This is a genomic window from Chitinophaga polysaccharea (assembly GCF_007829335.1).
Classification (GTDB): Bacteria; Bacteroidota; Bacteroidia; order Chitinophagales; family Chitinophagaceae; genus Chitinophaga; species Chitinophaga polysaccharea_B.
The window spans coordinates 1-21,397 of record NZ_VIWO01000013.1 but is presented as its reverse complement, the minus strand read 5'-3'; the positions used below and the strand labels follow the sequence as shown (position 1 = coordinate 21,397).

Below are 21,397 nucleotides of genomic sequence, written 5' to 3'. Positions count from 1 at the left end.
CCTGTGCTACGTTATCAACTGAGTATTACATTTAAAAACCACGGTATTGCCTGATATAGAAAGACTTACATATCTGCTGACGCGTATCCGTTCGCAGCAGGCCAGCAAAGAAGAGTACCAGGAGCTGCTTTCCCTGATCCATGCAGATGAATCTGGTGAGGTAGTAGCGTTGATGGATGCTTTCCATGCTTCGGAAACGCCGGTAACAGATGCCGGAGGGTACGATCATACCTATTGGCAAGCCATATTAACAGAAATACTCGACACCGATAAAGTCATAGAAAAGCAGCCAGTGCGGTTCCTGTCATTGAAAAAATGGTGGGCGGCCGCTGCGGTCGTTGCCATCGCTGCTGCCGGGATCTATTTTCTACGGCCGCATAAAGTGCAACCGCCTGTTGTAGCCACTAAAGCCCCTGTACGCGATGTAGCCCCAGGCGGAAATAAAGCCATGTTAACCCTGGCTGATGGTTCGCAGATAACATTGGATAGCGCCAGCAACGGTCTATTGGCTACCCAGGGGCAAACAAAAGTGACCAAATTGTCCAACGGGCAACTGGTATATGATGAATCGGCCAACCCGGAAGGACAGGTGTTATATAATACCATGAGCACCCCTTTGGGAGGGCAGTATAAACTGGTATTGCCCGATGGGTCTACTGTATGGCTCAATGCAGGATCCTCTATTACGTACCCTACTGCCTTTATTGGTAAGGAGAGAAGCGTATCTATTACCGGTGAGGCCTTCTTTGATGTGGCGAAAAATGAAAAAATGCCTTTCCTGGTAAAAACAAGGGGCACCGTGGTAGAAGTACTGGGTACACAATTCAATGTCAACGCCTATACAGACGAAGCAGCCATTGCCACCACCTTACTGGAAGGCGCGGTACGCGTTAATCTGCGCCAGCAGCAACTGCAGCTCCGGCCCGGGCAACAAGCCAGGATAGCGCCCCAGGCCGATAAAATAGCCGTGGTAGACCACGTAAACCTGCAGGAATGCGTTTCCTGGAAAGACGGGTTCTTTTCATTCGATAATGCTGATCTCCCCACCGTTATGCGGCAATTGGCCCGGTGGTATAATATAGAAGTGAAATATGAAGGAGCTGTCCCTCAGCGCTCATTTACCGGGGAAATCGGCAGAAGCCTCTCCCTGTCACAGGTATTAAAGGGTTTAACTAAAACAAGAATCAAATATAGAATCGAAAATGGCAACAGGATCGTTATCCAGCCTTGATTATTGAACAATTAAATAATTGAACAATGAATAAAACTAAGTCCTGACAGTAGCCCTGCAGGCTTTCCACGCATTTTTAAAATGAAAAAAACCGGGGATAAAGATTGGCGTCCTACCCCGGCTTTGGCTCAGTTTAATCAACAAACAAGTCGGTAAACATTATTTATTAATTCAACCAAACATTGCAAAAGTATGCAAGTAAATGCTATTTGTAATTCCGGTACCCGCAAATATTGGAAATATGCGGACGTATCCACCAAAATCCTGTTAGTTATGAAGCTAACTTCGTTTATGCTGCTGCTTGCCGCATTGGAGGTCAGTGCCAAAGGTAATGCCCAAACAGTGACCTACTCGGCTAAGGAGGTGAGTTTAAGGAAAGTGCTAAACATTATTAAAGACCAAACCGGTTATGTTTTCTTCTACGATAAGGAAGATATAAAAGACAGCCATCCTGTATCCCTGAACCTGAAAAATGCTTCTCCGCAAGTAGCTATGGAAGCGGTGCTGCGGGATCAAAAACTCAGCTTCGACATCCAGGGGAATACAATATTTATTACTAAAGCTGAAACGCCGGTAGTTGCCGCCACCGTGGCTAATACACCGCCGCCGGTAACCCTTACCGGTAAAGTAACCGATGAAAACGGCGCACCGGTTCCCGGCGTATCTATAGTAATAAAAGGCACCCAGAAAGGGGCTATCACTGACCCCGGTGGCGTATTCCATATTGCCAGCACCGGTGAAAATGTGACCCTCCTGGTGACCAGCATTGGTTACGAAAGCCAGGAAGTGAAAGTAGCCGCCGGCCAAACACAGGTGAATATCAGGCTGAAACCAGATGTTAGTTCCCTGAAACAATTGGTGGTAGTAGGTTATGGCGTTCAGAAGAAAGCCAATCTCACCGGCGCCGTTGCCAGCATCGGCACCAAAGAATTGACCAACCGGCCTGTTACCAGCTTAGGTAATGCGCTCCAGGGAACCATGCCCGGTGTAACTGTTACTGCTGCTGCCAGCGGCCAGCCAGGCTCCGATGCAGGAACCATCCGCATCCGGGGTATCGGTACACTGAATAATGCTGATCCTATTGTGGTAGTAGACGGGGTGATCACTACCCTCGCCAACCTGAACAACATCAACCCGGACGATATCGCCTCCATGTCGGTGTTAAAAGACGCTGCTTCTGCTGCTATCTACGGTTCCCGTGCAGCCAACGGCGTTATCCTGGTAACTACCAAGCAGGGTAAAAAAGGCGTTACACAGGTAACTTACAATGCTTATGTAGGAAAGCAGAAAGCTACCGGTCTCCCTGACTTCCTGCCCTCCTGGCAGGCAGCTACCCTGTTTAACCAGGCGAGGATCAACGAAGGGAAAACCGCCCGTTATACGCCAGCAGAAATTCAGAAGTTTAAAGATGGCTCCGATCCGTTTAATTATCCTAATACAGACTGGCTCGGTATGTTTTATAAAGGAAGTGGTATTCAGCAAAACCATTACCTGGGCTTATCAGGTGGGTCAGAAAAAACACAGTACAATTTGTCGCTGGGCTTATTCGATGAAAATGGCCTCGTAAAGAAAACAAATGCTACCCGCTATACTGCCCGCCTGAACCTCACTTCTGAAGTAAGGAGCAACATACACGTAAATGCGAATGTGGGCTTTACCTCTACCGGCAAAAAGGAACCCAGCAACCCTTATACCGGCGACTTTACACAGCTGGTACGCCAGATCAACCGTATCTCTTCTACCGTACCTTATAAATATGCAAATGGTTACTACGGCGCTATCGGCGACGGTAACCCCATGGCATGGCTCGAAGGCGCCAGCCTGAACCAATATGCGTACTACGACCTGATCAGCAACGTAGGCGCTGACTGGGAAATCATAAAAGGACTGCATTTCAAGCCCTCTATCGCCTACATCATGAAGATGAACCGTAATAAGAAGTTTATCGCCGATCAGCAGTACTATACGGCTAACGGTGACAGCTCCTTCTACCAGGGTCCTTCTTCTGTAAGAGATGAAAATTATCTGACCAACACCCTGACACAACAGGCTTTATTGGAGTATAGCAGATCGTTTGCCAAACACAATTTCAAGATCCTGGGTGGTTATTCACAGGAACATACAAAAGGGACTTTTGATGATGGTTATCGCAAGGGATTCCTTAACAATCTTCTGACAGATGTAAACCTTGGTTATACCGATGGCCAGACTACCAGCGGGTATACCTATGAGCTGGGCTTACAGTCTTATTTCGGGAGACTGAACTACGACTATGATGGTAAATACCTGTTTGAAGCCAACCTTCGTTACGACGGTACCAGCCGCTTTGGTCCGGATAACAGGTGGGGCTTGTATCCTTCCTTCTCTGCGGGTTGGAACATCGACCGGGAAAACTTTTTTGCTAATATAAAAGAATATGTTTCCAACCTTAAGTTAAGGGCTTCCTGGGGGCAACTGGGTAACCAATATGTGAAAACATACGACGCCGCCAAGTATCCTACCTTCCCTTACTACCCATATATCCCCACTGTTAGTGCTGGTCAGAACTATATATTTGGTGGTACGAATGCTACCATTGCCACTGGTTTTGCGCCGGTAAATGGAGCCAATCCTAATCTGCAGTGGGAAACTACCACTGAAAGCGGTGTAGGCGTGGATGCAACATTCCTTGATAACAAGCTTAACTTCACGGCAGACTATTTTAATAAGAAAACAACTAATATTCTTCTGACGGTACCTGCCGCAGCTACTTATGGATTAAATGCTCCTGTACAGAACGCGGGGGCCGTGCTGAATAAAGGATGGGAGTTTTCCCTCGGATATAGCGACAGAAAAGGCGACTTCTCTTATAGCGCTAATTTCAATACCGCTATCATCAATACCAAAATAACAGACCTTCACGGAACAGGCCCCATCATTGATGGATATACAGTGCAACAGGAGGGTCTTCCTATTAATGCATTGTATGGCTACATCGCAGAAGGTATCTTCCAGTCTGCAGACGAAATCGCCAAAGCTCCTAAACAGTCCTCCAACACCGCTCCAGGTGATATCAGGTATAAAGACATAGATGGTGACGGTAAAATCACTAGTGCCGACCGGCAGTACCTGGGTAACTATTTCCCTAAAGTAACTTTTGGTCTTAACCTGAGTGGTTCCTGGAAGAACTTTGATGCAAGCATCTTCCTGCAAGGTGCTGCCGGTGTGAAAACATACATCGACGGCGGTAAACTCGGCCAGGTTGGTAGCTCAGTTGGAAGACCTACCACCGCGCTCCTGGATACCTGGACGCCTGAAAATACCGGCGCCGCTTTGCCCCGTATCTGGAGCAGCTATACACAGAATGATCCTAATGGTACCCCTTCTTCTTTTTGGGTGAAAGATGGATCATACCTGCGTCTGAAAAATCTGCAGATAGGATATACACTCCCTGAAAATCTGCTGAAAAGAATTGGCCTTACTAAGGTACGTTTCTACTACAGCGGCCAGAATATCCTGACATTTGATCACCTCTACAAATGGATAGATCCGGAGGCACCTAATACTAGCAGTATTTACTACTACCCTCAGGTAAAGGTGAATACACTGGGTGTCAATGTTAGTTTTTAACCAATAAGCATAACGATCATGAAAAGGAACATACTATATATATTTCTCTTTGCTTCTTTACTGGAAACGGCGTGCCAGAAAGATTATCTCAGTAAACAACCTACAGATGCATATAACAATGATAATCTCTGGTCATCTCCCGCTGGTGTTGCTGCTGCTTTAAATGGCTGTTATAATGGTTGGGAAGGCGATTACAATCTTCTTTATATGGATGCTGTGAGCGATAATAGTTACAGCCAATGGTATTGGGATAATTACCAGCACCTCGGTAATGGTACAGCTTCTGCGGCAGACCCAAATGTACAGAACAGGTGGGATTATAAAACAATCCAGAAATGCAACTGGTTCATGGAAAACGTAGACCGCGTGTCGATGGACACTAAATTAAAAACAAGATACAAAGCAGAAGCTCGTTTCTTAAGGGCCTACCAGTATTTCACGATGTCACAGCTTTACGGAGATGTCCCATTGGTACTAAAAACCTTAAGTACGCAGGAAGCGGCAGTCGTTACAAGAACACCCAGAGCCGAAGTGCGTAAGTATGTGCTTGATGAACTGGCTGCTATTGCACCCGACCTTGAGGTTAGCTATAGCGGTACCGATGTAGGACGCATTACACAGGGCGCTGCTCTTTCCCTGAAAGCCAGGGTGGAATTGTATGATAAGAAATATGCAGACTGTATCGCCGATTGTAAAAAAGTAATGGGATTAGGATATACCCTCTATCCCAAATATCAGGACCTGTTCCGCATTGCGAACGAAAACAACAGCGAAGTAATCCTGGACGTACAATATAAGGCCAATGACCTGCCTAATGGCGATATTGGTATCATGCCTTCCTCCGGCTTCGGTGGCTGGGCTTCCCTGAGCCCCACACAGTCATTGGTGGATGCCTACGAAATGAAAAACGGCAAAACCATCGATGATCCGGCTTCCGGCTATGATGAGAATAATCCCTATAATAATAGGGACCCCCGCTTATCAGCTACGGTGGTATATCCTGGACAGTTGTATGAAGGTAAATACTATAACTCCATTGAGGCCGGCAAGGATGATTATTACAACGGTAATAACAATTCTCCAACTGCTTATATAGAGAAGAAATTCACTTCTCACCTGTCCGATTTTCCGGATATGTGGAACACGGGTTTGAATATGATCGTGATCCGCTATGCAGAAGTATTGCTAACCTACGCAGAAGCACAAATAGAATCTGGTGTAATCGACAACACAGTATACGATGCATTGGACGCTATCCGGAAACGTGCCGGTATGCCGGTGGTAGACAGAGCGGTGTACAATTCACAGGATAAACTGCGTACCCTCGTAAGACGCGAGCGCAGAGTGGAACTGGCATTGGAAGGCCTCCGCTGGTATGATGTACAACGCTGGGAAATTGGTCCTACCGTTAGAGCGGGCGTAGTATACGGTTCCAGGTTAGGAACGGTAGATGCTGCCACCGGTAAGCTTACACTCACAGGCGATCATGTAAAGGTAGAAACAAGAACCTTTAATGCGGGCAGAGATTATCTTTGGCCGGTGCCGCAGAAAGAGAGAGACCTGAACAAGGCACTGTCTCAAAACGCAGGTTATTAAGTTAGCCGACTTTTATATATATTCAAATCCCGCGAATTGCAAAATACGCGGGATTTTTTTTCTTAAAAGATAACATATGTATCGTTTGAAAGCTAAATTATTATTCACTGTTATCTGCCTGTTTGCCCTTTTACCTGTTACCGCACAAAACAGGACTGTACTTAATTTTAATACCAACTGGGCTTTTCATCGTGGCGACACTACCGGGGCAGAAAATATTTCGTTTAAGGATAACAGTTGGGCTGCCATCAGCATTCCTCACGTGATGCGCATAGAAAAGAAACACAATGGCGGCAACCAGGTATACCAGGGTATAGGCTGGTACCGTAAGTATTTCCGGGTACCGGCTGCTTACCGCAATAAACGAATAACCCTGTGTTTTGACGGTGTGCAAATGAACTGCGACATCTATCTCAACGGAAAAAAAATTAAAACCCATACCGGCGGATATATAGGTTTTGTGGCTGATCTTTCTGATCATATTTTTTTTGATAAAGACAATGTATTGGCCGTAAGGGTAACGAATACTGATGATCCCCACACCACGCCTGGTAAGCCGCAGGAGCACCTCGATTTTAATTATTTTGGTGGTATTTACCGGAATGTATCCTTGCTGGTAACCGATCCCTTATTTATTTCTCACCCGCTGGAAGCCAACCAGGTAGCCGGTGGAGGGGTATTTATTAAATATCCTGCCGTGAGCGAAGCCGCTGCAGTGGTGGAAGTTAACACCCATGTGGTAAACAATCATCTCACAAGTGCTAATACCACCCTGGTTTCCAGGCTCCTGGATAAAAATGGAGAGACCGTCGCCACAGCTACCAGTCGCGCGAAAGTGGAAACACAGCACGATAAAAATTTTCAGCAACAACTGACGGTGGCGCATCCCCAGCTGTGGCATCCCGGCCATCCTTATCTCTACCGGCTGGTATCACTGGTATACAGAAATGGTAAAGTAGTAGACAGTATACTCACTTATACGGGCATACGAAAATTAGCCTTCCAGGCAGATGGATTTTATCTGAATGGGACCAAACTATTCCTGCGGGGCGCCAACAGGCACCAGGCTTACCAGTATGTCGGCGATGCTGCTTCTGACCGTATGCAATACCTGGATGCGCTACAACTAAAGAAAGGTGGTTTTAATGCGGTGCGGGCCGCCCATTATCCGCAGTCGCCCGCCTTCCTGGATGCATGCGACTCGCTGGGGCTGCTGGTGATTGAATGCGAACCTGGCTGGCAATTCTTCAGCAAGGATACCACTTTTATCAATCATACGTTGACGGATATACGTGAAATGATCCGCCGCGATAGAAACCACCCGGCAGTCTTCTTATGGGAAACATCATTAAATGAATCGCCCACACCGGCTTCCTGGATGGAAAAGGCGGTAGCCGCAGCTCACGCCGACATGCCGGAAGACCAGCTATTCCTGGCCGACGACTACAATAGCCGGAGTAAGAATTATTACAACGTTTCCTATAAAGTAGTCAACGAAGATGGCACCGATCCTATGCCATCGCAACCCTTCCTGACACGCGAGTGGGGCGACTCCTGGATGGCGGATGCCGCAGGAGAGAATAGCCTGCGCGCCTCCCGGATCTATACAGAAAAAGGAATGATTAACCAATGTATCCTCCGGCAAAATGCACTCAATGGTGAAACATCCGAAGCAGCCGGTGGTTACTGGGATCATGGAAAACTGGATGCCAATCCCAGGATTGGTGGTTATTTCGTGTGGAGTTATAATGACTATACCAGGGGCTCCGATGCCGTTACTGCCTTTAGTGGGGTAGTGGACCTGGACCGTTATGAGAAGTTTGGTTACTATCAGCTGAAAGCCATGCAAGATGCGCATAACCCAGTGTACGGCCCTATGGCGTATATTGCCAGTTATAACAACCAGCCTTCGGAAGACAGCAATATCTTGGTGTTTTCCAATTGCGATGCTGTAAAGCTATATCGCAACAATACCTTCCTGGGCGAAATGACACGCCGCGAAAATGCCGCTACTGCTCCTTTTGTGGCTGCTAAAGGCGGCAGCCCCTATTTCCTGTTTCATACCGGTAAATATGAAGCCGGTACCCTGAAAGCAGTAGGCATGATGAAAGATGCGCCTGTTTGCACACACACGGTACAAACGCCATTAGCTCCCCATCACCTGGAAATAATAATCCCCGAAGGGCTGACAACATTCCCCGCAAATGGATGGGAGATGACCCCGTTTTATGTAAAGGTGTGCGATAAGAATGGCACTGTGGTAGCAAATCAAACAGCCGGGCAATCTTACCAGGTGCATATCAGCGTAAGCGGGGCAGGGAGTCTCATTGGAGGAAATATCCCCGCCACAGGTATCTCTCCACAACAAACGGAAGGTGGGATTGCCTATGGCATTATTCGCCATAGCTGCCAACCAGGTAAAATCGTGATACATGCGGAAACAAAAGAGGGCTTGTCGGTGGAGAAAGTAATTAACACGGTTGCCACCAATACAGCGTTTGTAACGGACGGTAAACATCCACATTGGGCAGATGAAAATAAGATAGTAGTAGCGGCGGCTAAAGAAACCACAGCTGCCAGCGAAGCGCTTCATCCCATTACGCTTACTGGTAAGCCGGTTAGCGTAACGCCTGTCACAAATCAGGAGAGAATACCGCTTATTACCGATAATAATACCACCACTGGCTGGACGGCAGGAACTACGGCGTTTCCTTTAAACATAACTATCGACCTGCAAGAAAATTATCAGCTCACCGGCAGCCGGATAGTATGGGGAAAAGACAGCGACTGGTACATTTACAGTATTACAGTGTCAACAGATGGAGAGCATTGGATTACGGTAAAAAATGCCATACGTGCCTCGGGGCAGGACTACAAGCCGGTAACATTTGATCAGCCGGGTGTGCGGTATGTACGTTTCCAGGTAACGGGAATTCAACCAGAGAGTAGCAAAGTGGCGATCCGGGAGATAGCATTGTATGGAGAGAAGAAATAGCTGTGCAATTTTGATCATTATCACTGTTATTTTTGCAGCGGAGTAACAAGCCTCCTGCTAAATGATACATTTGGAAGATGATTATCAAGCTGGTTCCCTTCCTGTTATTATTTGCCACACCGGTGGCTGCACAAACGAAACATATACCCGGAAATGAGCGCTGGACGGCCTGGTCGGCGCAACCAGCCACAAAATGGGAAGATGCCTTTGTTACCGGTAACGGCCATCATGGTATGATGATGATGGGAACACCTGGTAAGGAGCGCATTATTTGTGTGCACGAGGAATTGTTGCTCCGCGCATGGGACCGCAATAAGATAGCAGTAGCCAACATTGCAGGGATGCTCCCCGCTGTCCGGCAATTGGTAGATGCCGGTAAATTGGATGCTGCCGCAGCCCTGGCAACTGATGAGGCCCGCAAACAGCTGAGCAATATGGGAGCGCCACAGGCATGGCCGGTGTCACCACATCCGGCATTTGATCTCGATATACATACCGATAACCAGGGTAGCATCAGTCATTATAAACGTTCGCTCAACATGGAAACCGGCGAAGCGCGTAGTACCTGGCAGGATGCCGGTGGGGGAGTGGAGTATAAGATATTCTCTTCACGTACCGCTAATGTAAATGTGGTACACATCCGCGGTATCAACGGCAGGAGGCTGTTTACTACGCTTGCCCTACATGAAACGCCTGGTCGCCATGGCGAGGTAGATGGAGTGGATGTGAGCAAAGCATTCCGTGAGAGCAGTACCCATGCCGGTCCCGGTGGATGGCTGGCTTATCATGCGCAATATGCCCGCGATTCCGGTGGCTATGAAGGCCTGGCCCGCGTTACCACCAAGGGTGGCCAGATGCAGGCCGACAGTAATAGTATACAGGTCAGCAATGCCAATGAAATACTCGTGGTGCTGCGGATCACTCCTTTACAATATGGCGCCACCACGCAACGCGTAGCGGTGCAAAATGAACTGACCGCATTGCCCCTTAGTTATGATGAGCTCTTTAGCCCGCATGCTGTACAGCATGCCGCTATGTTCCGGAGAGTACAGTTCGACCTGGGCTGCGCCACACAATGGGCTAACATGCCTATTGAAAAAATGTTGGCGGAGGCGCATCAACAAGGCCCTACACCGCTATTCCTGGAGCAAATGCACGCTATGGGGCGTTACCTGCTGATGGCCTCTTCCGGAAAGTATCCGCCACCACTGCAAGGCATCTGGGGCGGCGGCTGGACGCCCGCCTGGAATGGAGGATTTGTCTTCGATTCCAATGTCAACCTGGCTATATCGGCTATCTCCACCGGCGACCTGTCTGAATGCGCCGAATCGTATTTTGGTTACGTAGAACGGCTGCTGCCCGCCTGGCGACTGAATGCCAAAAGCTACCTGGGTTGCAGGGGCTTCCTCGTTCCTCATTACAGCGATCCGGAAAAAGGCTACCTCAATCATTTTGGCGCCGGTTATCCCTGGATGTACTGGCCCTCCGGCGCCGGCTGGAACCTCATGCCCTTCTATGAACATGGCATGCTCACCGGTGATACCACCTTCCTCCGTCAACGGGTGTTGCCGTTATATGAGGAAATGGCGCAATTCTACGAGGATTATCTTACCAAAGAAAAAGACGGTTATTATCACATCTCTCCCGGTATTTCCCCCGAGAATAATGTGGGCAATAACGAAACTACCCTGTCGAAAGACGCGACTATCGATATTGCCGTAGCACGTGAAGTATTTGACCACCTGCTGAAACTAGGTCGATTGTTCAAGCTGGACAAAGCCCAAACAGACAAATGGCAGTACTACCATGATCATATAGTGCCTTACCGCATCAATGCGGATGGCGCACTGGCAGAATGGGCACCACCGGATTACCCGGATAACTATGCCCACCGGCATAACTCGCACTTATACCCGGTATTTCCGGGAACGGAGTTCCTGCAAAGCAGCAACGATCCCCGGTTGCTACAGGCTGCCAGGGTAGCGTTGGCGAAACGTTTTAAAAATGACACAGAGTCTGCACATGGATTAATCCACCTTGCGCTGATGGCGGCACGCCTGCATGATACGGCAAAAGTGGCTACCAATCTGCAACGATTCGCACAAAGACATTATGTATACAATGGATTGATCACCTCGCATAACCCGGAGCATTCCATTTATAACCTCGATGCAGCACTGAGCTTACAACGTCTGCTGTCGGATATGCTCGTGTTTTCGCAACCGGGAAAGGTGGAGTTGCTGCCAGCCTGTCCCAATAGCTTCCCCGGTGGAACATTATCCGGATTACGGATACATGGTGGCCATAAACTCGACATCACCTGGGCTCATGGCACATTGGTAAGCGCAGTGGTACATGCTGGCCCTAATGACAACTGCGAATTTGTTTATGGCAGTAAGTCGGTCACTATCAAAATGATGGCAGGAAAGCAATACCATTTTAATCATCAACTACAGTGGAGATAACTTTTTTTATAACTCGTGAAGCAGATGTAACAGGCCGTTCTTTTCAGGACGGCCTTTTTTTATTGCCATTGTTGATAAACAGTACTACAATCGATGTAAATAATTGTCGCTAAAAAACTATAAAAAAGTGACAATATTATATTAGGAAGATAGCAGAATTAATTGGAGTTTTAACAAAGCGTCATAGATAGATCACTGCGATAAAACAGTGTTACACCACGTTATTTTAATCTCTTTACCAGATATCCTTTTGATAAATGTATTCCAGCCATACAGATGAACAGTTGGTAGCTTTGCTGGCCAACGGTGATGAGAGTGCATTTAATGAGATCTACAACCGGTATTGGAAATGGTTGCTTTTTATTGCGCACAAACGTCTGCGTGATACAGAGGCGGCCCGCGAAGTTATTCAACAGGTATTTCTGAACCTCTGGCATAAGCGCAACCGTATTATGATTGCTTCGTTGCCACAATACCTGGCGGCTATGGCGAGGCATGCGGTATATCGCCACCTGGCCAACGAAGGCCGGAGACAAGAAGTGCAAACCAGCGCTATGATACAGGCAGAAAGCTCAGAGGCTTTTGATTTAGACAATAAACAACTGCTGGAAATACTGGTCAAATACGCTCATGAGCTCCCCGCAAAATTCAGTATCCTATTTATCCACCATAAATTGATGGACAAGCCCCTTGAAGAAGTGGCAGAAGAATTGGGGGTATCGCCCCGCACCGCCGAACGCTATATCGGAGAGGTAATGAAGATCATGCGCAATAAACTACGCGCCTTGCGTACCGCTATATTCACCACTTTCCCTCTGTGGTGAAACTTTTTTAAAAAAAGTGGTGATTTGCTGCGTACAACTTTCCGTTTCATGTATCTATTATAGTAAATCCCGGATCTATGCACCCTGACAAGGACGCAATACAACAGCTTGCCCGGAAATACATGGATGGTATCGCCAGCGATGAAGAGATAAGAATCCTCCACGAATGGTACGACCACGTAAATCCCGGAGAGATGGAAGCGATATTCACTGACAGCAGTGAAACGCAGTTCGGCGCCGATACCTGGCAACGCTTACAGCAACAGATCTGCGCTGAAAAGCCACCCCGGGTGAAGATGCTGCTGTTGCGCCGGTGGTGGGCCGCCGCTGCAGTATTGTTACTGGCCGGCGGGCTCTGGGCTGTCCGGATGCATAACAACCGCCATAAAAGCCCAGTGGTAGCGGCCAGTAAGCCGTTGCATGATGTGAAGGCGCCTTCCGCTAACCACGCCGTATTAACATTGGCCGGTGGCAGGCAAATATTACTCGATAGTGCCGGCAATGGCCTGGTGGCCAGCCAAACAGGGATGAATATCATGAAAAATGATAGTGGCAGCATTGTATACGTGGCCGATGGAAGTCAACACGATATACAATATAATACGCTGACAATCCCCGCCGGGAGTAAACCTTTATCAGTCGCATTATCCGATGGGAGCAGGGTGTGGCTGAATGCGGCATCTTCCCTGACCTTTCCGACTACGTTTTCCGGTAAGGAAAGAAAAGTGCTGATCAATGGAGAAGGGTATTTTGAAGTAGCTACTAATCCACAGGCTCCTTTCGTGGTAGCACGTCCTGATAAAGGCCTGCAGGTGCAGGTATTGGGAACAGCGTTTAATGTGAATGCCTACGACGGTGAGCCCGACATCCGCGTTACCCTGATCTCGGGCGCGGTGAAAGTTTCCCGGGGCCCGTCGCAGCAGGCCGTTACAATGGCTCCCGGCCAGCAGGTACGTCTCTCCCCAACAAATATGGAAGTGCTGAAAGAAGTGGATATGGACGTGGTCACGGCGTGGAAAGATGGATTATTTGTGTTTGACGGAACGGATATCCAGGTGATGATGCGGCAGGCAGAACGTTGGTATAACATTACGGTGAAATACCCCCATGGTGCGCCGGCAGAACATTTTACCGGATCCCTCTCCAGGGAGGCCAGCTTATCACAATTCCTGAAAATACTCGACTACAGTGGCGTAACAGCCAATATTGATGGTAAAACTGTATTTATTAATCCTTAAAAATAAGTCTATATAAAACAAGAAACCGGCAGTGTAGCAGCACTGCCGGCGGAATGTTCAGGCGAATATAGTCCAATTAACCAATTGCTTTTATCAACCTAAACAACATGAAATTATGAAATTAAGATTTCATAAGCAATTCCTCGTTAGCAGATGGAAGGCGAATTGCTTCCGACAATCAACCAAAATCCTGTTAGTTATGAAAGTGACGTGCCTCCTTGTATTATCGGCCTGTTTGCAGGTATCGGCCGAAGGATTTGGTCAAAACATCACCCTACATGTCAAAAATGCGCCACTGGCCAAAGTATTCCGGGAAATCAGCCGACAAAGCGGTTACCAGGTTTTTGCCAACGACCGCCTGCTGAAAGGCATTGGCAGAATAAGTGCCGACCTGCAGGAGGTTTCTTTGAAAGCAGCCCTGGATGCCTGTTTTAAAGACCAGCCGCTCAGTTATGTTTTTGTAGGTAAAACAGTAGTGATCAAACAAGAGGAAAATACAGCACCGGCAGCACCGTTTATCGAGGTGAAAGGAGTGATCAGTGATGATAAAGGAAACCCTCTACCCGGCGCTACTATCCGTGTGAAAGGAAAGAAGAAGGCAGTAGTGTCCGACAGCCAGGGTGCCTTTACCCTGGTGGCGAATCCGGGCGATCAGCTGTTGATCTCTTTCATAGGATATGAAGACCAGGTGGTGGCGGTAACCGCGCAGACAGACATCCGGATTACCATGAAATTAGCTTCCAGCAAGATGAATGAGCTTATAGTAGTGGGATATGGTAAACAAGCAAAGCAGCAGGTAACCAGCGCTATCACCACAGTGAAGACCGACAATTTTAAAGATGCACCTTATACAGATATACAATCAGCACTGGCTGGCCGCGCGGCCGGCGTAGTAATCAACTTTAGCGGCGGAGAGCCAGGCAGCGTGCCGTCAATGACCATCAGGGGCGGTGAGCCGCTGATCGGACAAAGCGCCCCGTTATATGTAATCGACGGTATTATTCGCGACCAGGACGCCTTTACGGCATTGAATACAAACGATATCGAAAGTATCAGTATCCTGAAAGATGCTGCCGCTACCGCTGTATATGGTTCCAAAGCTTCCGCAGGCATTGTACAGGTAACTACCAAAAGCGGGCAAACAGGCAAGCCGAAAGTGTCTTACTCCAATAATATGGCCTGGAATACGCCCAATCTCTTTCCCAAACTGATCAATAGCTACGACAAAGCATTGGTAGGTAATGCCATCGGAGAAGCTGCCGGTAACGGAAAATATTCTGTGTATTCGCAGGATCAGTTGAATAAAATTAAAAGTGGTACCGACCCGGATTATCCTAACACCGATTGGTATGGTTTGAGTTTCCGAAAGTATGCACGGCAACAAAATCATGCACTGTCGGTAAGCGGTGGCACCAAAGAAACCAAGTATTACGCCGGCCTGGGATATTTCAACCAGGGAAGCAACTATATTAATAATTCATTCCGGGTACAACGCTTTTCTTACAATACGAAAATCAGTACCTCCTTTGATCCGATAGGGCTCAATATTGCCCTGGGGGTAAATGGTTATTATACTTACAGCACGCAACCGCCTGCCGGCTCCGGTTCTATCTTCAGTCATATCGTGGCTAAAAGCCCCCTGGAGCAAGCCTTCAACAAAGACGGCAGTTTTTCACCATTAGTAGACCATCCCCTGGCCGAGATCTATTCACCTGGATACAGCCGGAATGAAACCATGTTCAACGATGGTAACCTGACCTTCACCTGGAATGTACCCTGGATAAAAGGACTTACCTTAAAAGCATTGGGTGATTATACCTTTATCTCCAACCCGTCTAAAACTTTTAGTGTACTGGCAACGCAATACAATACGGACGGCACTATCTACCCTACGCCCAAGCCTTCATTGACAGAAAGCAGCAGTAATTCCCGGGCATACAACGTAGAGTTCCAGGCAGATTACAATACTGCTTTCGGAAAGCATTCATTGGGTGCTACACTGGTGTCTATTACCCGTGGCGGCAATAACAAGTGGTTCAGCGCCCAACGAAAAAATTTTGCGTCCACCGCTATCGACCAGATGTTTGCCGGAGATGCAGCTACGCAGGTAAACGACGGCTCTGCCAGCGAATGGGGAGAGGTAGGATATGTAGGCAGGATCAAGTATGATTATGCTAAAAAATACCTGCTGGAATTTGCCGGCCGCTATGATGGTTCCGATTATTTCCCTCCATCCAAACGTTTTGGCTTCTTTCCAGCCGTGAGCGCCGGCTGGATAATATCGGAGGAAGGATTTTACAATGACCTGAACCTCGATAAAGTATTTTCTTACTTCAAATTCAAAGGTTCTTACGGTAAGGTAGGCGCTATTGGTGGTACCAAATATGCTTATCTGCCGCAATATGGCGTACATACCCAAACCTACGTAGCCAATGGTAACCTGGTAAATGGTTATTACGAAGGTGGTCTCACCATCGCCAACCAAAACATTACCTGGTTTTCTACCCGCTCAAGGGACTTCGGCATCGAGTTCGAGACCTTGAAGAAAAAGTTGAGCGGTAACATCGATTATTTCTATACCCGCACCACCAATATCCTCGGCAGTCCGGCCTACCGGTATACCGATCCTTTGGGACAAGGCCTGCCACAGGTACTCACCGATGCGGCTACCCGTAAGGAGGGATTCGATGCAGCTATTAATTACAACTTTAATATCAATAGAGAACTGAAAGGTTATATCGGTGTTAACTGTACTTACTTCAACTACCTGTGGGAGAGAACAAACGAAGACAGCGCAGCACTCACAAATCCCTACACCCGTAGCCAGGGTGTAAACCAGGACTACTATGCGGCCATGTACGGCTCCCGCGGCTTATACCAGAACCTGGATGATATTATGAATAACCCCAGCCGTATCACGTCTTCTGCCTTGAGTTTGGGAGATGTGTGGCTGGAAGATACCAATGGTGATGGTAAGATCGATGCGCAAGACTTCCGGCGCCTCGGTAAGTCCACTTCTCCACGATTCACTTTCGGTATCCCATTCGGCCTGGAATTCAAAGGACTGAAGCTGGATGCACTCATCCAGGGATCAGGCACCCGCAATGTATACCTGGGCGGCTACCTCCAAGGCGGTGAAGGCTTTGGCAGGATCAATTTTGATTTCCAGAAAAATTACTGGCTGTCATCCAATAAGGAGGCTGAATTCCCCCGGGCAGGCAACAACACTATGAACTCTAATAATAACTATACCTCCAGTACCTTCTGGTTGAAGAATGCCCGCTTTGTACGCCTGAAGAGTGTAACGCTCACCTATAATTTCAGGCGGCTGCTGAAGAAAACAAGCCAGTTCAATGAACTGTCCGCCTTTGTGAGCGGTAACAACCTGCTCACCTTTTCACCGGTAGATAAGTTCTTTGATCCGGAATTGGCAGATAACAATAACTTCTTCTACCCGGTCAACAAAACATACTCGGTGGGTATCCGTGTCGGCTTCTAACTTTTATATATCCAAAAGTCTGAAAACAATGAAATACTATATAATACTGATCATGGCGTGTATCCTCACCTTTACTTCGTGTAACCGGGTAATGGATACCAAACCGCTGAATACCTATACAGGCAGCGATGTGTGGAGCAACTATGACCTGGCGCAGGGATATATATATGAGTGTTACTCCAACTGTATGGGATATATTTTTTCCTGGAACTATGATGCTATCACCAAAAGTGTACGCAACCATCCCTGGGGTGGCGCTTTTACATCAGAAAAAACAGAGCAGATAGACCGTAACAACGATGAGGGGTGGAGTGCCTTCGGAAATATCCGCCGCGTGAACCTGGTGCTGAAGAATACCTCAACCGCACCGTTTACTGCTGTACAGAAGAGTACTTTCAATGGAGAAGCACTTTTTTTACGTGCGGCCATTTATTCTAACCTGGCATTTCGTTTTGGTGGCGTACAGTTGGTAAAGGAGGTATTGAGTGTAGAAAGCGATTTCAATATACCCCGCTCTTCACTGAAAGATACGTATGATTTTATATTGAGTGATCTCGACTCAGCAGCTAACCTGCTGCCACAAACCAATGAGCGGGGACGCGCTACCAAGGGCGCTGCTTATGCATTAAAGATGAGAGTAGCTTTGCAAGCAGGCGCCTATCTCAATGATAACAACTACTACAGGGCAGTAAGAGCCGCGGGCGATAAGCTTTTCGCATTGGGGCAATACAACCTCGACGACTATTCCAATCTCTTTAATGCCTATAGTTCAGCGGTGGCATCAACAGAGAACATCCTGATATTAGAAAGAAAGAATACCAATACAGATTTCACCAGTACGCCCATGCAATGGCTGGTGTGCAACAGCGATCAGATAAGCTCCAAGCTGACAGCCGCTGCTATGCAAAAATATCCACTGAAAGAATCTATTGAAGGCTGGATGAACTATGCCCCCACACAAGACCTGGTAGATGATTACCTGGTAACGGATACAGACGGTAAAGAGAAGAAATGGGATCAAACCTCCTATATCACTACCGCAGGCAGCGCCTATGAAAAGATGTATAAGAACAGGGATAAACGATTTTACGCTTCTATTGTCTGCGATAGCTCTAAATACTTTGGAAACTGGGCATACCTGAGAGCCGATGGCAACGCATCCTCCAATGTGCAGCCACTGAACGGTGGTAACATCAACGGCGGCGCTTCTGTTACCGGCTACCTGTTTGCAAAATATGTATACCAGGCAAAGAAACTCTGGTACTCCGATCCTACAGATTTCTGCTACAGTGTACTCCGCCTGGGAGAAGCCTATCTCAATTATGCGGAAGCGTGTATCCGTTTAGGTGATGAAGGCGCAGCACGCACCTATATTACCAAAACATACCAGACACACGGTGGTTTCAAAAATGCGATTATTTCTGCCAATGAAGACTTATGGAATGATTACCGGAGAGAGCGGCATATAGAAATGATCCTGGAAACCGGCGACCGTTACTGGTCATTGCTGAGATGGGGAATGCAACTTACCGGTGGCCTGAAGCAAGGTTATGAAAATACCGGTATGGCCATCCCAGAGTTGAATGGCAAACAACATGGTATAGCCATTTCCTCAGATGGTAAAAGTTACCAAGTGTTTGAGATGAATGAACAGAATGGACAGCCGCTGAAATTTACGCCTAAACGTTACCTTTTCCCGGTACCGCAGGCAAAGATCATCGCATTGCCGAGTCTCTCACAGAATGCAGGGTGGTAGCCTGTTTTAATTAATTCAATCTTGTTCAGTATGAAAAACAAATATATCAACCTAATTATAGTAGCGCTTAGTTCGCTGGCGCTGGTGTCTTGTTTGAAAAAAGACCTGCCGCAGATGACCAACTCCGGGCTAAACGATATCAGCGACTTTAACCTGTATTACAAATATGTAGACACCATTGTTGATAACAAAGGCACGCCGCAGGAGAACACACGTATCCAGGTGGAAACGGTACAGTTGAGCAGAACTAAAACCATCTCAAATGACACGGTATACGTAACACCTGGCTTCCCAGCCGGTTTCCCGCGCAATGAAAAGCCCAAGGTAACCCTGGGCAAAATCTGGGGATATGCCAACATCCCGGAAGCGGCCATCATTGCTCCCGTTGGTACTTCTCCCGCATTGGGCAAGCCCGGCGATTTTACAAAACCAGCGGAATATGAAGTAACAGCAGCCAACGGCAACAAAAAGAAGTGGGTGGTGGTAGTCTCCCCACTGCCAGTCGTAAACGCCTGGGAAGGCACCTACCTCGAGAGCGGCACACTCAACCATGCATCTGCCGGGCTGCAAACCTGCCCGGTTGGATTCACGCAAGACCTGATCACCGTGAGCGCCACCAAATTGAAGGCCACCGCCGGGTTTTGGTACTTCAACAACTCAGGTATCACCTACTTTATTAACGTGAACGCAGATAACACGGTTACTATTTCCAGTGATCCGGACGCCGTGGTAGCCATACAGCAGGAGGCAACGCCTGCATCTACCTATGATCCGGTAAACAAGCGCTTTACACTGTATTATTACTATTACAGCGGAGGTAACCCAGCCAACTGGCGCAAGTTTAACACAGTGTTGACGTTGAAGTAAACGATGCACATAACAGAACGGCAACCTCAGCGGTGGCCGTTCTGTTATCATTTAGATCTCTATAATCTTCGGCACATGCCCGGCATATGCCAAAAAATCCTGCATAACCCAATCCATTGGCACTTTCATATAGCTCGTAGTAGTACCGTCGCTGCAACCATACCATTCTTCCGACAAAATATCTTTGTCAATGATCACTTGTATCTGATGCGCTTTGTCCAACATAACCCCGAAGATAGTAGTCGCTCCAACAGAGGTGCCTAACATGCTATCCAGCAATTCCACCGGCGCAAACGACAATCGTGAAATGCCCAATGCGGCGCTGAGATCTTTCGTCTTAAAAGGTTTATCAGCAGTAGTAACAAACAGATAGAAATTGGTTTGCTGCCGGTTACAGAGGAATAACGTTTTTACCGTTTTCATATTCAGCTGTTCGTTAATCCGGGTACAATCCTCCATCGTGATCGCTTCATCGTTATCTACCCGTTCAAATGGTACGGCTAATTTTTCTAAGGTATCATAAACCATTTCCTGTAACGGTGTCTTAAAGGTAACAGGAGCGGTGGTTTTGGGTTCGCTTACGTAAATCATTCGTGAAACGGGTTTAGCTATAATTTGTTAATGTACGAAGATAGAGATAATCAAGCGGTGGTTACAACTCCAGATTTTTAGCTAACTTCCACATTTACGTTGATCTTATTTAATTCTTTCTATGGAATCTAAAGCTGCTAAACAGATAGGAGGACAGTCTGTCTTTGTTGCGATATTATTTGCCGTCATTGTTTTAGAAATTTTCTGGCTGATGATGGGAACCGGGGGAGACCTGGCTAATGACCTGATTTTCTTTATAGCAGCACAGGCAAATATATTTGTTGTTACTTTTTTTATACTTCTTTTTAGTGTTACTTATTTTTTAGGTAGATACGCGGGAAGGGATATCTTAACCTTTAATAAAAATCACATTTGGATTGGAATTAAATATGCTTTACTGACAAGTGTGATCAATTGGATTTATCTGCTCATTATTTATCAGGTAAATAACATACTGGCACATGCCTGGAATGCTGTCCTCGAAGCCCTGTTGACTTTGACTATTGCGGTATTTATGGCGTGGATGTTTGCAGCGAGGAGAATCCGGTTGAAAGGGATCAAGGATCAAGGGATCAAGGATCAAGTAGAAAACTTGGGGGATTGTCCCAAAATTGTTTTTTTGCAATCTAACTAGATAGGACACCGTGGATAAGAATTTAAATCTTCTCTTAGAAGCCCTTCTTCCCGAGGGGATTTTGTATTATTTCGAGCTTACAGATGCTTCTC

Annotated in this window: 12 protein-coding genes; 11 read left to right on the top strand and 1 reads right to left on the bottom strand. The window is 47.2% G+C overall.

Annotated elements, in window-relative coordinates:
• Positions 1 to 46 precede the first annotated feature (46 nt).
• From FHW36_RS28270 to FHW36_RS28225, 10 genes are all read left to right on the top strand, one after another.
• Entirely contained in the window at positions 47 to 1,231 is a 1,185-nt protein-coding gene (locus FHW36_RS28270; RefSeq protein WP_145674496.1) for a FecR family protein, read from the top strand.
• Positions 1,232 to 1,504: 273 nt separating this feature from the next.
• Entirely contained in the window at positions 1,505 to 4,840 is a 3,336-nt protein-coding gene (locus FHW36_RS28265; RefSeq protein ID WP_186452649.1) for a TonB-dependent receptor, read from the top strand.
• Between the two features lie 18 nt (positions 4,841 to 4,858).
• Positions 4,859 to 6,436, top strand: coding sequence for a RagB/SusD family nutrient uptake outer membrane protein (locus tag FHW36_RS28260; RefSeq protein ID WP_145674491.1), 1,578 nt, complete (start codon positions 4,859 to 4,861; stop codon positions 6,434 to 6,436).
• Positions 6,437 to 6,512: 76 nt separating this feature from the next.
• Positions 6,513 to 9,431: a glycoside hydrolase family 2 TIM barrel-domain containing protein gene (locus tag FHW36_RS28255; RefSeq protein WP_145674489.1), complete on the top strand. Its 2,919-nt coding sequence runs from the start codon at positions 6,513 to 6,515 to the stop codon at positions 9,429 to 9,431.
• A 77-nt stretch (positions 9,432 to 9,508) separates the two neighbouring features.
• Entirely contained in the window at positions 9,509 to 11,896 is a 2,388-nt protein-coding gene (locus FHW36_RS28250; protein ID WP_145674487.1) for a glycosyl hydrolase family 95 catalytic domain-containing protein, read from the top strand.
• A 257-nt stretch (positions 11,897 to 12,153) separates the two neighbouring features.
• The gene (locus FHW36_RS28245) at positions 12,154 to 12,720 is read left to right on the top strand and encodes an RNA polymerase sigma factor (RefSeq protein WP_145674485.1); all 567 of its coding nucleotides are present in this window, start codon (positions 12,154 to 12,156) and stop codon (positions 12,718 to 12,720) included.
• 77 nt (positions 12,721 to 12,797) lie between these two features.
• Complete coding sequence (locus tag FHW36_RS28240) at positions 12,798 to 13,958, top strand: FecR family protein (RefSeq protein ID WP_145674482.1); 1,161 nt, start codon at positions 12,798 to 12,800, stop codon at positions 13,956 to 13,958.
• Positions 13,959 to 14,157: 199 nt separating this feature from the next.
• Positions 14,158 to 17,457 (top strand): TonB-dependent receptor, encoded by a 3,300-nt coding sequence (locus FHW36_RS28235; RefSeq protein ID WP_186452648.1) that lies wholly within the window; start codon positions 14,158 to 14,160, stop codon positions 17,455 to 17,457.
• Between the two features lie 28 nt (positions 17,458 to 17,485).
• Positions 17,486 to 19,213, top strand: coding sequence for a RagB/SusD family nutrient uptake outer membrane protein (locus FHW36_RS28230; protein ID WP_145674473.1), 1,728 nt, complete (start codon positions 17,486 to 17,488; stop codon positions 19,211 to 19,213).
• A 30-nt stretch (positions 19,214 to 19,243) separates the two neighbouring features.
• The gene (locus tag FHW36_RS28225) at positions 19,244 to 20,080 is read left to right on the top strand and encodes a DUF5018-related domain-containing protein (RefSeq protein ID WP_145674471.1); all 837 of its coding nucleotides are present in this window, start codon (positions 19,244 to 19,246) and stop codon (positions 20,078 to 20,080) included.
• Between the two features lie 51 nt (positions 20,081 to 20,131).
• Here FHW36_RS28225 and FHW36_RS28220 read toward each other — a convergent pair whose 3' ends face one another.
• A complete protein-coding gene (locus FHW36_RS28220; RefSeq protein ID WP_145674469.1) occupies positions 20,132 to 20,671 on the bottom strand; it encodes a prolyl-tRNA synthetase associated domain-containing protein in 540 nt (179 codons plus the stop codon).
• 121 nt (positions 20,672 to 20,792) lie between these two features.
• Here FHW36_RS28220 and FHW36_RS28215 point away from each other — a divergent pair, with 121 nt between their 5' ends.
• Positions 20,793 to 21,305 carry a hypothetical protein gene (locus FHW36_RS28215; RefSeq protein WP_145674467.1) on the top strand — a complete coding sequence of 171 codons (513 nt, stop codon included), beginning with the start codon at positions 20,793 to 20,795 and terminating at the stop codon, positions 21,303 to 21,305.
• The last annotated feature ends 92 nt before the right edge of the window (positions 21,306 to 21,397 follow it).

Bases quoted from the DNA above. Each gene is read 5' to 3' on its own strand.
- FHW36_RS28245 (WP_145674485.1), top strand. From the start codon at position 12,154: ATGTATTCCAGCCATACAGATGAACAGTTGGTAGCTTTGCTGGCCAAC.
- FHW36_RS28240 (WP_145674482.1), top strand. From the start codon at position 12,798: ATGCACCCTGACAAGGACGCAATACAACAGCTTGCCCGGAAATACATG.
- FHW36_RS28220 (WP_145674469.1), bottom strand. From the start codon at position 20,671: ATGATTTACGTAAGCGAACCCAAAACCACCGCTCCTGTTACCTTTAAG.
- FHW36_RS28255 (WP_145674489.1), top strand. From the start codon at position 6,513: ATGTATCGTTTGAAAGCTAAATTATTATTCACTGTTATCTGCCTGTTT.
- FHW36_RS28260 (WP_145674491.1), top strand. From the start codon at position 4,859: ATGAAAAGGAACATACTATATATATTTCTCTTTGCTTCTTTACTGGAA.
- FHW36_RS28265 (WP_186452649.1), top strand. From the start codon at position 1,505: ATGAAGCTAACTTCGTTTATGCTGCTGCTTGCCGCATTGGAGGTCAGT.
- FHW36_RS28235 (WP_186452648.1), top strand. From the start codon at position 14,158: ATGAAAGTGACGTGCCTCCTTGTATTATCGGCCTGTTTGCAGGTATCG.
- FHW36_RS28215 (WP_145674467.1), top strand. From the start codon at position 20,793: ATGGAATCTAAAGCTGCTAAACAGATAGGAGGACAGTCTGTCTTTGTT.
- FHW36_RS28225 (WP_145674471.1), top strand. From the start codon at position 19,244: ATGAAAAACAAATATATCAACCTAATTATAGTAGCGCTTAGTTCGCTG.
- FHW36_RS28230 (WP_145674473.1), top strand. From the start codon at position 17,486: ATGAAATACTATATAATACTGATCATGGCGTGTATCCTCACCTTTACT.
- FHW36_RS28250 (WP_145674487.1), top strand. From the start codon at position 9,509: ATGATTATCAAGCTGGTTCCCTTCCTGTTATTATTTGCCACACCGGTG.